Origin of the sequence: Mucilaginibacter mali (assembly GCF_013283875.1) — a bacterium.
In the GTDB taxonomy this organism is placed as follows: domain Bacteria; phylum Bacteroidota; class Bacteroidia; order Sphingobacteriales; family Sphingobacteriaceae; genus Mucilaginibacter; species Mucilaginibacter mali.
In genome coordinates, this window is sequence record NZ_CP054139.1 from 2139360 (window position 1) to 2154317 (window position 14958).

At 48.7% G+C, this 14958-nt stretch carries 8 protein-coding genes; 4 read left to right on the forward strand and 4 right to left on the reverse strand.

The window, feature by feature from the left end:
• Positions 1–72: 72 nt before the first annotated feature.
• Positions 73–1350: a DNA polymerase Y family protein gene (locus HQ865_RS09045; RefSeq protein ID WP_173414584.1), complete on the reverse strand. Its 1278-nt coding sequence runs from the start codon at positions 1348–1350 to the stop codon at positions 73–75.
• Between the two features lie 916 nt (positions 1351–2266).
• On the opposite strand from HQ865_RS09045, the gene HQ865_RS09050 reads away from it, so the two are divergent.
• The 4 genes from HQ865_RS09050 to HQ865_RS09065 all read left to right on the forward strand — a co-directional run bounded on the left by HQ865_RS09050 (position 2267) and on the right by HQ865_RS09065 (position 8283).
• Positions 2267–3616, forward strand: coding sequence for a PhoH family protein (locus HQ865_RS09050; protein ID WP_173414585.1), 1350 nt, complete (start codon positions 2267–2269; stop codon positions 3614–3616).
• An 89-nt stretch (positions 3617–3705) separates the two neighbouring features.
• On the forward strand, positions 3706–4911 hold the full coding sequence (locus tag HQ865_RS09055; RefSeq protein ID WP_173414586.1) for a glycoside hydrolase family 88 protein: 1206 nt from the start codon (positions 3706–3708) through the stop codon (positions 4909–4911).
• A complete protein-coding gene (locus HQ865_RS09060) occupies positions 4911–5870 on the forward strand; it encodes a family 43 glycosylhydrolase (RefSeq protein WP_173414587.1) in 960 nt (319 codons plus the stop codon). Before HQ865_RS09055 ends, HQ865_RS09060 begins: the two co-directional genes overlap by 1 nt.
• Before the next feature lie 67 nt (positions 5871–5937).
• Positions 5938–8283, forward strand: coding sequence for a glycoside hydrolase family 31 protein (locus HQ865_RS09065; RefSeq protein ID WP_202020461.1), 2346 nt, complete (start codon positions 5938–5940; stop codon positions 8281–8283).
• 109 nt (positions 8284–8392) lie between these two features.
• Here HQ865_RS09065 and HQ865_RS09070 read toward each other — a convergent pair whose 3' ends face one another.
• Genes HQ865_RS09070 through HQ865_RS09080 form a run of 3 tightly spaced genes read right to left on the reverse strand, consistent with a single transcriptional unit; the run spans position 8393 to position 14955 of the window.
• Positions 8393–10120, reverse strand: coding sequence for a RagB/SusD family nutrient uptake outer membrane protein (locus HQ865_RS09070; RefSeq protein WP_173414589.1), 1728 nt, complete (start codon positions 10118–10120; stop codon positions 8393–8395).
• Positions 10121–10144: 24 nt separating this feature from the next.
• Complete coding sequence (locus tag HQ865_RS09075) at positions 10145–13207, reverse strand: SusC/RagA family TonB-linked outer membrane protein (RefSeq protein WP_173414590.1); 3063 nt, start codon at positions 13205–13207, stop codon at positions 10145–10147.
• Between the two features lie 41 nt (positions 13208–13248).
• Complete coding sequence (locus tag HQ865_RS09080; protein ID WP_173414591.1) at positions 13249–14955, reverse strand: RagB/SusD family nutrient uptake outer membrane protein; 1707 nt, start codon at positions 14953–14955, stop codon at positions 13249–13251.
• Positions 14956–14958: the final 3 nt, after the last annotated feature.

Below are 14958 nucleotides of genomic sequence, written 5' to 3' on the forward strand. Positions count from 1 at the left end.
GTACGTTGTACACCAAAAACTTGTTGTGATTTTCTGAAAACAATTTAACCTGAAGTTGAGGAAGGCGAGAGGTTAGGCTTTATAGTCCAGCTCGCTCAGATCCTTTACCGAGCCAAAGCCTATCACATCCTTAATTACCTGTCCGTCGGTCATTTCTACAGCCCGTATCAGTTTGTCCGATCCAAACTTATCCTTAATGGCATGCATGGTTTTAAAGGCCGTTTCTTTCTGATCCATATCTTCGAACAGGCTGTACAGCATATTATCGGCATTTACAAAATTGGTGACCGATACCCGCATTTGGGTAATATCGTTATTAAAGATGGGGCCGCAGTTCATCATGTCCATAAACTTTTCGGTGCGCAGGCGTATGCCACGCATCAGGCTGATGGCATCCTGGATAGGGGTGGTGAGGGCAAAGGCGTCGTCCCAGCGGGTGCCATCCTCGTAACGTGCCGTAAAACCTACCGCTTTGCAGCGAAACTTATGCTTTACCATCCGTTTTTCAAGCGTTAGGCAAAGGGTCATAAACAGCTGATCGATGTACTCCATGCTTTTTCGCTTCTCGGCCGAGATCTGCCGCATGGCCTGCATACCCCGGTATTCGTGCGATACGATATTGGTTTCGATAAAATTCAACCGGTAATGCCAGAATACGCCCTCAATGCCCTTAAATATGGCTTTCAGCTTTTGAGGGCCGGCGTAGCGCATATCCAGCGGGGTCATTACGCCGGCCCGCTCCAGCCGGTACGACATGTTACCGCCGATACCCGGCAAATCGCCCAGGCGCAGGGGGCGCAGGATATCATCTATATTATCATGGGTGATCATCAGCAGGCCATCCTGCTTTTTGCCCCGTACCGATGCCAGTTTAGCCAGGAAGGCATTCGGCGCGATGCCAACCGAACAGGTAAGCCAGTCGCCAACACGCTCCAGGATCTCACGTTTTATTTTTTTGGCGATGGTTAACGGATCAGTATTTTCATGATGCGTTAGGTTGATGATGGCCTCGTCGATACTTTTGGGCACCACATCCATGCAGTGCTCTTTCAATACATTAATGATCTTGGTATGATAACCCCGGTAACGGGCAGGATTACTTTCTACCGGCACCAGGTCGGGACAAACCAGCATGGCATCATTAAGGCGCATGCCAGCCTTCAGGCCACGCTCTTTGGCTTCGGTTGAAAGGGAAATAACGCAACCATACTTGCCGGTATACACACAAACGCCCACCGGGCGACCGCGCAACCAGTAATTTACCTGCTGCTCACAGCGGGCAAAAAAACTGTTCATATCCACAAACAGCACCCGCGAATCCTTCTTTACCGCTACCGAATTCTGATTCATGATATCAAAATTGCTAATAATATTAGTAACATGCAATATTTATTTTAGATATTTTTGATTGTATTAATGTTGTCGTCGGCTATAGTTCGTCAGATTCAGGGCCGCAGGTGATATCCCAATATAGCGCTGGGTTTCAAACCCATCGCTACTGATGAGCCAAAGTGTTACAAAGGAAAATCTGAAAAAAGGAAATCTTACCCTTAATCTCACCCGCAAAATAACCTAATTAAGCCCAACCTGTTCATAACCGAAATGTGAATAACCACGTACATAAACGCTGTGCAAGCCATTAAAAAGCAGGTATTTATCATTGCAAAAGTGTTGATAAGCACCCGCAGTTGGTTAATAAGCTGTTTATAAATACATTAAGATTTTGCTTGACATGGGTGCTTAATGCAACTATCTTAGAATCAACAAGAACAACGTACTTTGACAGTCCCGCTTAAAACAGGAGCCGACCGGGTGAAACCTTTGGGCCAGGCGGTTTTAAAAGATTACCCAAAATGCCAGCCGGCCGAAAGGTCCGATCAGCTCACCGGGATAGTTTAGGGGCATACACTGGTTGCCGGCGCCACGGCGTAACGCAATACAGGTAACGGACATTAACCATATTCAAAGTTTGCACAAACCTGGATAGTTTAACCGGTCAAAACTACAAAAGAACTTGGGCGCCGGGTGTGCAGCTATGGCTGGGCATCAGGTCAGAAAACGGAAGTCGAATCGCAAGAGGAGGCTTCCGTTTTCGTTTTTTGTAGTGATTTGGTTGGGGACGAATTAACCACAAAGTGGCACAAGGATTTTCTTACCTCATATTTAGCTCAAAAGCCTTTGTATTCTTTGTGCTAATCTTTGTGCCTTTGTGGTTAAATCACCGGGCGATTTTCTTAATCTGCCAATAATTCCCTAATTTGGCACTATGACTAAAGAGGGCAGGAATAAGCCACCGGCTAAAAAGAAAATATTCGTTTTAGATACATCCGTTATCCTTTACGATCATAACGCTTTCGAGAATTTCCAGGAGCACGACGTGGCCATTCCAATACAGGTGCTGGAAGAACTGGATAACATGAAGACCGGGAATGATACCCGCAACTTCGAAGCGCGGGGTTTTATCCGCCTGATGGACAACCTGTCGCGCAAGCGCCTGCTTAACCAGTGGCAACCTTTAAACGGGCAAAACAAGGGCAACTTCAAGGTAATTATGGATAACAAAAACCTGGGTGTTGATGCCGAGGAGGTTTTTGGCGATGATAAGATAGATCATCGTATCCTAAATGCCGCCCTGTCATTACAACAGGAAAATCCCGATAAGCGGGTGGTGCTGGTATCAAAAGATATCTGCCTGCGCCTGAAAGCCAAATCACTTAATCTTAATGCCGAGGACTACGAAACCGGCAAGATCAAAAACCTTGATGAGTTATACACCGGCACTACCATTAATAAGGCTACCGATAAGCTGATCAACCAGTTAAATAAGGAGGACGTGCTTACCGCTGCCGATTTGGATATTCAGCCGGGTCGTGGCAACCACTTTTATTTGTTAAACGGCAAGCGCTCGTCGCTATCTGCGTTTTACAGCGCGCAGATAGATCATTTGGAGAAGGTTAAGGAAGAACCCGTGTTTAACATATCGCCCAAAAACCCGGAGCAGGCCTGTGCCTTACACGCACTGCTTAATACCGATATTAAACTGGTAACCATACAGGGTAACGCGGGTACGGGCAAAACCCTGCTGGCATTGGCCGCGGCTTTGGAGCAACGCAAGTATTACCGGCAGATCTATGTCACCCGTCCGATCGTCCCCCTCAGTAATAAGGAGATCGGCTTTTTGCCGGGCGATGCCAAATCAAAAGTAGACCCTTATATGGCACCCATTTGGGATAACCTGAAATTTATCCGCGAGCAATTTGCCGACGACGAAAAGATGCAGCAAAAGATAGATGAACTGGTCACTAACGATAAGATCTCCATCGCGCCGCTGGCCTTTATCCGCGGGCGTACGCTTACTAAGATCTTCTTTATTGTGGACGAGGCCCAAAACCTGACCCCGCACGAAGTGAAGACTATCATATCCCGTGCGGGCGAACACAGCAAATTTGTATTCACCGGCGATATTTACCAGATAGATACCCCATACCTGGATGCCGAAAGTAACGGCTTATCGTACCTGATAGACAAGGCCAAAGGCCACCCGCTTTACGCGCACATTACCCTGCAAAAAGGCGAACGCAGCGAACTGGCCAATTTGGCTAATGACCTGCTGTAGGCAAGTGAGAAATATTTAAATTTAGGTGACGATTAAATTGATAATCGCCTATATTGCAATACTTTATAAAACGAAATATAAACTTAATAATGATCTTAAAAAACATCCTGTACACCGTAGCGCTGGTGATGCTAAGCTGCACGGCTTCGTTAGCGCAAAAAGTTAAATTTAAACCCAACCCGCAACTATTAAAAACCATCAGTGCCGATTATAAGGACGGTGTTAATCAATATAAATTAATGATGAAGGGCCTTGAGCCCGGAAAATTCCCTAAAAGCTATTACCCGAAAACAGGCAAGTTCGAGACCAGTAACTCGGGCTGGTGGTGCAGTGGCTTTTATCCGGGTACTTTGCTATACCTGTATAAAGCTACCGGCGATAAAGCCATGCTAACTGAAGCCAACCGCATACTGGATGTGCTGGCAAAAGAACAGTATAACAAAACCACGCACGATCTGGGCTTTATGATGTATTGCAGCTTCGGTAACGCGGAAAAGTTGGAACCGTCTGCGGCTTACAAGCAGATCCTGATCAACAGCGCTAAATCGCTTTGTACCCGTTTCGACCCCAAAATTGGTTGTATCAAATCCTGGGATTCTAACAAACCGGAATATTTGGTGATCATTGATAACATGATGAACCTTGAACTGCTGTTTTGGGCCACCCGCGCCACCGGCGATTCCAGCTTTTATAAGATTGCCGTTACCCATGCCAATACTACCATGCGTAACCATTTCAGGCCTGATTATAGTTCGTACCATGTGATCAACTATAACCCGCAAACCGGCGAGGTGCAGCAAAAACGTACCGCGCAGGGCTTTGCCGATGAATCGGCATGGGCGAGGGGGCAAACCTGGGGCCTGTACGGCTATACGGTGATGTACCGCGAAACAAAAGATAAAAAGTATTTGGCGCAAGCTAACCATATCGCGCACTTCATCCTGAATCACCCCAATCTGCCAAAGGATAAGATCCCTTACTGGGATTTCAACGCGCCGAATATCCCGGATGCTTTGCGCGATGCTTCGGCAGGGGCCATCATGGCATCGGCTTTACTGGAACTGTGCCGTTATACTGATAAAAAAGATAGCCAAACTTACTTCACCACCGCCGAAACTATTATCCGCAATCTGTCCAAAGCGCCGTATTTAGCCGAGTCCGGTACAAACGGGGGCTTTATTTTACAGCATTGCGTTGGCCATTTCCCGGCCGGTACCGAGGTTGATGTGCCTTTAACTTATGCTGATTACTATTTTATTGAGGCTTTGGGCAGGTATAAAAACATCGGCAAATAATGGTTACGATAAAAAAAGCATTGACTTTGCTGATAGCCGTTGCGGCATCGGCACCATTAATGGCGCAGGAAAAAGATACGCTTAACGCACCCGCGCCGGTATTGCCGGGTGTATATGCTGATCCGAACATCACTGCGTTTGGCAAAAAGTTTTACATCTATCCAACTACCGATGGTACCACCGGCTGGCTATCAACCTCGTTCACCTGCTGGTCATCAGATAATTTGGTGGATTGGAAGAACGAGGGCGTGATCCTTGATCTGCCGCGGGATCTGACATGGGCCAAGGAGCGTGCCTGGGCGCCGACCATCGCCTTTAAAAACAATAAATACTATTACTACTATTCGGCCAATACCAATATCGGCGTGGCAGTAAGCGATAAACCTACCGGTCCGTTTAAAGACCCGATAGGCAAGCCGCTGATAGCCAAAGGCACTAAGCGTGGCCAAATGATAGACCCGATGGCCTTTATTGATGATGATGGGCAGGCCTACCTGTATTGGGGGCAAGGCCAATGCAACATCGTAAAGCTGAATGCTGATATGATATCCTGCGATACTTCGAAAATTACCTCCATTAAGCCGCAGGGATATAACGAAGGACCTTTTATGATCAAGCGCAAAGGTGTTTACTACCTGATGTGGTCGGAGTATGATACGCGTGATCCACGTTATTCCATCGCTTATGCTACATCAAACTCGCCATTAGGGCCGTTTACCAAAGCTGTGGGACATCCCGTACTAAAAGGAAAAGGCGTTGTAAAGGGAGCGGGACACCATTCTGTTGTACAAGTGCCGGGTAAGGACGAGTGGTATATCGCCTATCATCGCTTTAAAATCCCGGATGGCAACGGCTACAACCGCGAAACCTGTATATCGCCCATGCGTTTCGATACCGATGGCAACATCCTGCCGGTAGATGTTTTTGAAAAGCTGAAACCTGTTAAAATAAAGAAATAACCTTTTAAACCTTGATCGTAAAATGAAGCGAAGATATCTATCCATGCTATTAAGTTTAACTGTTGTTATGACAGTAAACTTTAAGGCGCTGGCCCAGTTACAGGGCATGCACCTGCTGAACGAACCCATAGATATCAGCACCGATTTTAAGGATTTTAAAAACACGTATTACCTGGCCGATAGCCTGGCCAACTTCGACCCGGTAACCGCAACAGGCAAGATCGTTTACAAACGCTATATGTACAAAACGCCCCTCGCGTTCAATAATATGATGGGTGCGCTTACGGCTGTACCGGCTAACGAATTTCCATCAACCGAATATGAAATAGCGCCAACCTTGCCGTTCTCTATCCAATTTGTATCAGCGCGCACGGTACGCATCAGGGCCTTATCGGGGCCGCAATTTAAGCCAGAGCAAGAGTCGCTGATGCTGGTGAACGGCAAAGCGCCGGTAGATACCAAAAGCTGGAAGTACAGCCCGGTTAAGGGTGGTTACCAGTATACCAGCGCTTATGGTTCGGTTACAATATTGACCAAGCCATGGCATGTGGAGTTTAGGGACGCTACTGGCAAGCTACTGACCAAAACCATACATGATAAGGATAATGCCGGGGTTGACTTTACACCGGTAATGCCGTTCTCGTACGTGCGGCGCGCATCCGATTATTCGCGCAGTATGAACGCAGTATTTTCGTTATCTCCCGGCGAGAAGATCTTTGGTTGCGGTGAATCATTTACCGGCTTAGATAAACGTGGCCAAAAAGTAGTACTATGGGCCGACGATGCCAACGGCGTGCAAAACGAAACCATGTACAAGCCTATCCCTTTTTTCATGAGCAACCGGGGGTATGGTATGTTTATGCATACGTCAACCCCCATCACCTGCGATTTTGGCAAATATTTTGGCGGCGTAAACAGTCTGATGATTGGTGATGATGAACTGGACTTGTTCGTTTTCCTTGGCGAACCTAAAGATATACTAGACGAATACACCAACCTGACCGGCAAAGCTTCGATGCCGCCGCTATGGTCATTTGGGTTTTGGATGAGCCGGATCACTTACTTGTCTGAAAAGGACGGCCGCGATATAGCCGCCAAATTGCGCGAGAACCGCATCCCGGCCGATGTGATCCATTACGATACGGGCTGGTTCAGCACCGACTGGCGGGTGGATTATAAATTCGCGCCCGATCGCTTTACCGATCCCGCCAAACTAATGAGCGACCTGAAAAAGGATGGCTTCCACGTGTCGCTGTGGCAACTGCCTTACTTCACACCAAAAAATATTTATTTTAACGATTTGGTGAAGAACGATTTGGTAGTAAAAGATGGCAAGGGCAACCTGCCTTACGAAGATGCCGTGCTCGATTTTAGTAATCCGGCCACTGTTACCTGGTACCAGGATAAAATTGCCGGGCTGTTAAAGTTGGGGGTGGGCGCTATCAAGGTAGATTTTGGTGAGGCAGCGCCAAATAACGGCCTGTACCACTCGGGAAGAACCGGATTCTATGAGCATAACCTATACCCGCTGCGCTACAACAAAACCGTGGCCGATATTACCAAAAAGGTTACGGGCGATAACATCATCTGGGCGCGCAGCGCCTGGGCCGGCAGCCAGCGTTACCCGCTGCATTGGGGCGGAGACGCGGCCAACACCAACACCGCCATGGCCGCCGAATTACGCGGCGGTCTCTCGTTCGGCCTGTCAGGCTTTTCATTCTGGAGCCATGATATTGGTGGCTTTGTGCGTAAATCACCCGAAAATTTGTATGCGCGCTGGGCTGCATTCGGTATGTTGACCTCACACAGCCGCGCTCACGGCGCACCGCCAAAGGAGCCATGGGCTTATAGCCCGGAGTTCCTGAATACTTTTCGCCTGACTGACGAGATGCGCTACAAGCTAATGCCATACATTTACGCGCAAGCCAAAGATTGCACCGAACGTGGCCTGCCGATGGTACGTGCGCTGTTTGTAGAATATCCGAGAGATCCCGGCGCATGGCTAACAGACGATGAATACCTGTTTGGATCGGACATGTTGGTAGCGCCGCTGTTTGAAGAAGTAAAGGAACGCGAAGTTTACCTGCCAACCGGCAACTGGATAGATTATCAAACCGGCAAAACTTACAAAAGCGGCTGGCATACTATTGCCGCCGGATCTGTTCAAGCTGTAATACTGGTACGCGAAGGCGCGGTGATCCCACATATCAAGCTGGCGCAATCAACCTTGCAGATGGATTGGTCGAATATTCAGTTGGTGGGCTATACCACAAAAGGCCAAAAGGGTAGTGGGTTGATTTGTTTGCCATCGGATAATGTGTTGCATCGGATAAATACCTCGGGCAGTAGCATTGTTAATGATCCTTATGCGGGAAAAGTGAAATGGCAGATCAAGTCATATCAAAATAAATAACGCATATATACCGCCCGATCAAGCGTGGACGCTTGACCGGGCGGTTGGGTTAAACAAAAATGGTTATGCCGCTATGGCATAACCATTTTTATAAAGAGGATATCGAAAATTAATATCCTGGATTTTGCTTCAATGCCGGTGCCTTGTTCAACTCCACCTGCGCTATCGGGAACAGGTAGTTTTTAGCCGTAAACACACGGTTCTCTACTGTAAACGGCGAGTAGGTGAACACACCGGGTGATGTTTGGGTGATGTTCATGCCGCGTGCTGGCAGGCTAAATGTAGTTTCGGCTTCTTTCCAGCGGCGCACATCGTAAAAGCGGTGTTCTTCAAAGCAAAGCTCTACCTGGCGCTCTAAGTGGATGCGCTTGCGCAGTTCGGCCTGGGTGGGCGCTACATAGCCGTTGCCTGCCGCGTTGGTGGTTTGCAGGGCAGGCATGGCCACACCGCCGCGCGCACGGATCAGGTTCAGGCTTTTCAGTACTTCGGCCATGCCGGCGGTGCCTTGCGCTTCATTAATAGCTTCGGCATAGTTCAGCAATACTTCAGCATAGCGGTACAAAACCCAAGGCTTGCGCACGCTGGTGTTTGATGAAGTGTTCCAAACGGCGGCTTCGGCCAAAAACTTGCGCATATAATAACCGGTTTTGGTGGCATTTACGTTTACACCAATGGCATCCTTACCACCCGCGTAAATATCAACCGTTTTACTTTGAAAGGTTGATCCATTCAACATTACGGAAAAGCCAAGGCGCGGGTCGCGATTGGTGTACGGCGCGTTGGCGTTATAGCCGCTTAACGGATCGGTTATTACCCTGCCGGTAGTCTTCATTTCAAAGGCGTCAACCAGATTTTGGGTAGGGTCGGTGCGGCCATTAGCGCCGTTATAGCTTATTGGCGCATTGTTGGTCTCCACAGTGGCATCATTAGCTGTTTGCGTAGCAAAGATCACCTCGGTATTATACGGCGCGCCAGATATATTCCACAGGAAGATATTGGGATAAGACGTATACAAGCCTGCCTTGCCGCCATCGATAATTACCTTGGCAGCGGTAGCGGCGGTCTGCCACTTGGTTAAATCGTTTGACGGATTATACTGCGGACTGGCGGCGTATAACAACAACCGTGCCTTAAGCGCTTGTGCTGCTATTTTGGTGGCGCGGCCACGGTTATTGGTAGCCCAGGCGGCGGCGTTATCCGGCAGGCGGTCGGCAGCCGAATCACAATCGGCCACGATCTGCTTTACGCAATCATCGAAACTGTTACGGGGCAAATCCAGGTTCTCGTCACTGTTCAGTACACGGGTAACCAGCACCATGCTGCCGTATCGCTTCACCAGTTCAAATTCAAAGAATGCGCGCAGGTAGAATGCCTGGCCACGTAAGCGGGCAATTTGCGCATCGTAAGTAATGTCAGCCGCATTTGATGTTACCAGCTCCTGCGCCGGGATCACCGCGCTGCCATACGCTTTGGCCAAAAAGATATTGGCCTTTCGGATGCCGCTGTACATGTTGCTGTAAACATCGTCAATGGTTCGCACCGGGCTCCATGTACCGTTGTTAAAGATATTGATGGACGAGTTAAGATTTGAATTAACTGCCTCATCGCTGCCCGAGGCCAGCATAGAGCCGTCGCCATCTAAATTATAGCGCGATTGCAGCGAGGCGTACACATTGTTCAGGTAGTTACGGGCAAAATCGGGGTTGGCCCATTCCTGCGCTTCGGTAATAGCGCCATCGGGCGGGATAGACCCGTCCTGCAAAAAGGTATCCTTTTTACAACCCGCGGTGTACAAGCCGGCAAGGGCCAGCAGCAGGTATATTATATTTCTTTTCATTGTTTTCATCGTTACGGTCGTTAATTAAAATTTCATATTTAAACCGAAGGAATAGATCTTCATGTACGGATATGAACTGTTATACCCGGCCTCAGGCAGTTCAGGGTCGATAGGCAGGTTACCCAACTTGTCGAATGTGATCAGGTTCAGGCCGCTTACATAAAACCTTAATTGCGATAGCTTCAGCTTTTTGGTGAAGCGTGAAGGGATGGTATAACCAAACTCGGCATTCTTCAGGCGGATGTAATCGCCCGAACGCAGCCAAAAATCGGAGTTTTGGGTGTTGTTACCACGGTCGCTGATCATCAGGCGCGGGTATGCTGCATCGGGAGTGGCCGCAGTCCAGCGGTCAACACTAAACTGGTTAAGGTAGCCGTTGTTGGCATTGCCTGAGTTGATGATGTTCTGGATGCTGATGGTACGGCCGCTCACGCCCTGGAAGAACAAGGACAGATCGAAATTATGCGCAGCCACCTTTGTGCCGAAGCCGAAGAACGATTTCGGTACGAAGTTGTAATCGGTGGTCACAAAGTCAAGGTTATCGATCACACCATCGCCGTTGATATCCTTGTATTTGATATCGCCCGGTTTAACCGTACGCGAGAAGCGCTGCACCGGCGAGGCATCAATCTGCGCCTGGTTTTGGAAGATCCCATCCGATTGCAGGAAGTTACGCACGTAGCTGCCGGCATTGGTCAGCATTACGCTGGTAATGGGGTGGCCTAATTGCTTTTGATAATCGGGCAAACCGGCACCCTCGTTGATAGCCAGGATCTTGCTGGTGCTGTAGGTATAGTTACCGAACAGGCTCAAATCAACCTTGCCGATCTTTTTGTTGAAGGTCAAGTTTGCCTCGAAACCGGTATATGTAGCTTCGCCCTCGTTAACCTGTACCAGCGACTGGCCGATGATACTTGGCAGCAGCGAGTTGGTCAGCAGGTTTTTGCGGTCCTCATGAAAATAGTCACCGCTGATATTGATCAGTTTATTAAATAAGGTAGCATCAAAGCCAACGCTGGTTTTATAGGCGCGCTCCCAGGTTAGATTAGGATTGCCCAGCGGGTTTTCTGAAGTACCACCGACACCGGTATAGCTGGTACCAAAGTTATAACCACCGGCACTGCTGTTATAGGTGGTCAAAAACGAGAAGCGGCGGGCCAGCGATGTCAAAGCATCATTACCAACCAAACCGTAAGAACCTCTTAATTTAAGGAAGTTAAGGAATTTGGTATCCTTCAGAAAGTTCTCGTCAGAGATGATCCAGCCGGCTGAGGCGGCAGGGAAGAAGCCTACGCGCTTGCCCGGCATAAAGTTTTCTGAACCGGAGAAGGTACCGGTTACATCAACAAAATAGCGTTGCTTGTAATTGTACGATAAGCGGTTGGAGATCCCGTCGCGGCGGCTGTCCAAAGCACCGAAGGTAGCATAAACCGCCCTTGATATACGGGTGCTGAAGTTAATGCCGTGATCGCCAAAGGTATGGTCGTAATCTAAACCGCCCCAAAGCTCGGTTTTGCGGATGTTGCCCGAAAATGTGTTTTGCGAGTAGTTAGGAATAGTTGCCGTGCCGTAACGGGTATAACCACCGGTACCGTTAGCTTCATAAACCTCGTAATCCTGGCTATAGCCTGACCGGTACAGACCATAAACATCGTAAGCGTAAAAGATATTAGCGCTTAATCCCGGTAAAATACCGTCCATTTTTTGCTTAGCGCTGATAGTGGCCATCATATTACGGCTAAGGTCGGTAGCCACGCCCGATGCAGACATTTGCGCCAGCGGGTTACTTTTTTGGTATAGCGAAGTACCGCCATACGAACCATCAGGGTTTAGCAGCGGGAACGCGTTTGCAGGGGTATTATAAACCGTGTTCAGGAAGGTACCGGTACCAATGATAGGGAAGCGCAGGTTGGTGATCCTGCCGCCGATATCGAGGGCCACATCCAAATTCTTGCTCACCTTCATGTCAAGATTGGTGCGCAGGTTGTATTTGTTAAAGTTGGTATTGGCATCGTACAAAGGATTGGTGCCGCCCTTGTAAAAGCCCCCCTGGTTGTAATAGCTTAACAGGGTAAAGAATTTAACATACGAGTTACCGCCGCTTACGGTAGCTACATAGCGTTGGGTGGGGGCAACTGTCTTAAAGAAATCGCGTACGAAGTCATTGTTGGGATATTTGTACGGATCGGAACCGGTTTGATAGGCCGTTAAAGCTGTTGCTGAATAGGTAGGTGTGATACCGCTGTTGGTTTGCGCCTCGTTATATAACGACGCGTAGGTATAAGAGTTTAATGGCTGCGTGATCTCTAATGGAGACGATACACCGTATTGCCCATCAAACGTTACCTTGGTGCTGGTGGCGCTGCCACGCTTGGTGCGCACATAAATTACACCGTTGGCTGCGTACATGCCATACCAGGCCAGTGTAGCCGCATCTTTTAATACGCTTACGCTTTCAATTTCGGCCAGATCCATCGATTTAAAATCGCGTTCCACGCCATCAACCAAAACCAGTGGATCCTGGTTGTTGTTGTATGATGAACGGCCACGGATGGTAAAGTTAGATACATCATAACCCGGCTGCTGCGAACTGTTCGGCGTGATCAATAAGCCCGATAAGCGGCCGGTGAACACGTTATTAAGCGACGAAGAGGGGATAGACGGCAGGTCATCGCCATTTATACTGCTGATGGTGGCTGTTAACTGGCGCTTTTTACGCACGCCGAAGGGAATGTAAACATCATCATCGTCGCCAGCCTGGAATAAAGCTTTGGTGAGCATAATGGTATTTTTGTACTTTATTTCGGGTACGCCTTTGGTAACGGTAAGGTAGCCATCAAACTTAAATACAAACACATCGCTGGTGGTACAGGTGGCAGAAAAGCTGCCATCGGCGCCGGTAACCATGCCCTTATCATTCTTCGACTCCTGTTTGTAAACCAATACACCCGGCATGGGTTTATTGTCGGCGTCTACCACTTTGCCGTTCACAGTGGTCTGCTCATCGGGCTTTTGCGCGTAAACGCTTTGCGCGCACAGCCACAGGAAGGGCAGGCACAGCAGGTATTTTATCTTAAATAATTTCATACTCTAAAATTCTTTATGCATTAAAAAATGAATACATCCAATTAATTCCACCCGGGGTTTTGCACCAGTACACCCTTGCTTTTGTAGATCTCGCTGCGTGGGATAGGGTAGCGGTGCTGCTGCTCGGTATAAGTTTTTTGGAAAGTAGCGCCCAAAAGAGTAGGCGTGTAAGTGAATGAGCCATTGGTGTTTTTGATCACCTTCATACCGTAAATAGGCACGTTGATAGTGGCCGGGCCATTATGCCAGCGCATAATATCGTACCAACGGTGGTCTTCAAAAGCCAACTCAATAGCGCGCTCATGGCGGATGGCCACACGCATCTGATCCTTACTTAAACCAGCGGGGAGAACCGGCATATTCACAGCCGGGCGCTGGCGAATGGCGTTGATAGCCGCGTAAACAGAGGCATCAGGCGCGTCCAGGTATTCATTTTGTGCTTCGGCGTAGTTCAACAACACTTCAGCATAACGGAAATAGATATAGTTTAACAGCGTAGTACCACCGCCAACACGGTTGTAGGTCTCCGGCCAGTATTTTTTGCAATAGTAGCTGGTGGCGGTGTAGGTAATAGCGCTTGGGTCGATATCCTTACCCTTGGCGGTAACCTTGCCGGTGCCGTCTGTCTGGATCCATGTATCCATGGTTTTACCCTGCCAGGTTTGGCCGTTATACAGGATATTGGCGTAAAAGCGCGGATCGCGGCCTGCGTAAGGATTTTGAGGGTCGTAGCCTGATGTCGGGTCGGTGATATCCTTACCGGTAGCCTGCATCTGGTACATATCCACGTGGTTTTGTGTAGGGTCCATTTGTCCCTGCGCGCCGCCCGAGCTTGGCGACATCGAGAAGTCGGCAAACATACCGTCGATAGCGCGCGGGCCACGTACCTTATACATGATATACTCCTTCTTAGCCAGATCGGGGGTTGGTGTAAAGTTCAGCATATCGGCATAGGTATCCTGCAAGGCATACTGGTTCAGATCCATTACAGCCTTGGCAGCATCGGCGGCGGCCTTCCATTTAGTTTTATCGTTGGTTGTGTTGTTAAGCGGACTTGCGGCGTATAATAAGGTGCGGGCCTTTAAAGCCAGCGCGGCACCCTTTGTGGCACGGCCATAGTTCGACGCAGTGTAATCGGCATCATTACCCAATAGGGTAAATGCCTTATCCGCATCGGCTACTATTTGTGTGATACAGGCATCATACGATGCACGTGGCAGGTTAACATCATCGTTTACACCATAAGGTTTAACCAGTAATGGCACACCGCCAAAACGCTTCACCAACTCGAAGTAGAAGAACGCGCGCAGGAAGTGCATCTCGCCTTCAACACGCTGCGCCGGGAAGATGGTAGCTGCCGGAACGCCGCCTATCTTATCCAACATTTTGTTGGTTACGGCAATGCCTGCATACATGTTTGCCCAAACGTCGCCGATATCATTTAAGTAAGCTGCGGTCGAGTGGTCGAAGTAAAGGCCACGGTTAAGCGTGGTAACGGTGTACTCGGAGTTACCCGAAACAGCTTCGTCCGATGCCTGCGAGGTGCAGCCACGGTGATCGTTAAAACGAACGTAATCGTTGATCAGGTAGTTATAGGCATTGTCGGCAAAGCGTGCCGCCTGAACCGGATCGGAGAAAACCTTGTCCTCGTCAAGCGCTATGCCGGGTGTCCTGTCGAGGTATTTTTTGCACGATGTGCAGGCCAGCGACAGGAAAATGATCAGTGAATATATCTTGTAATTTTTCATCTT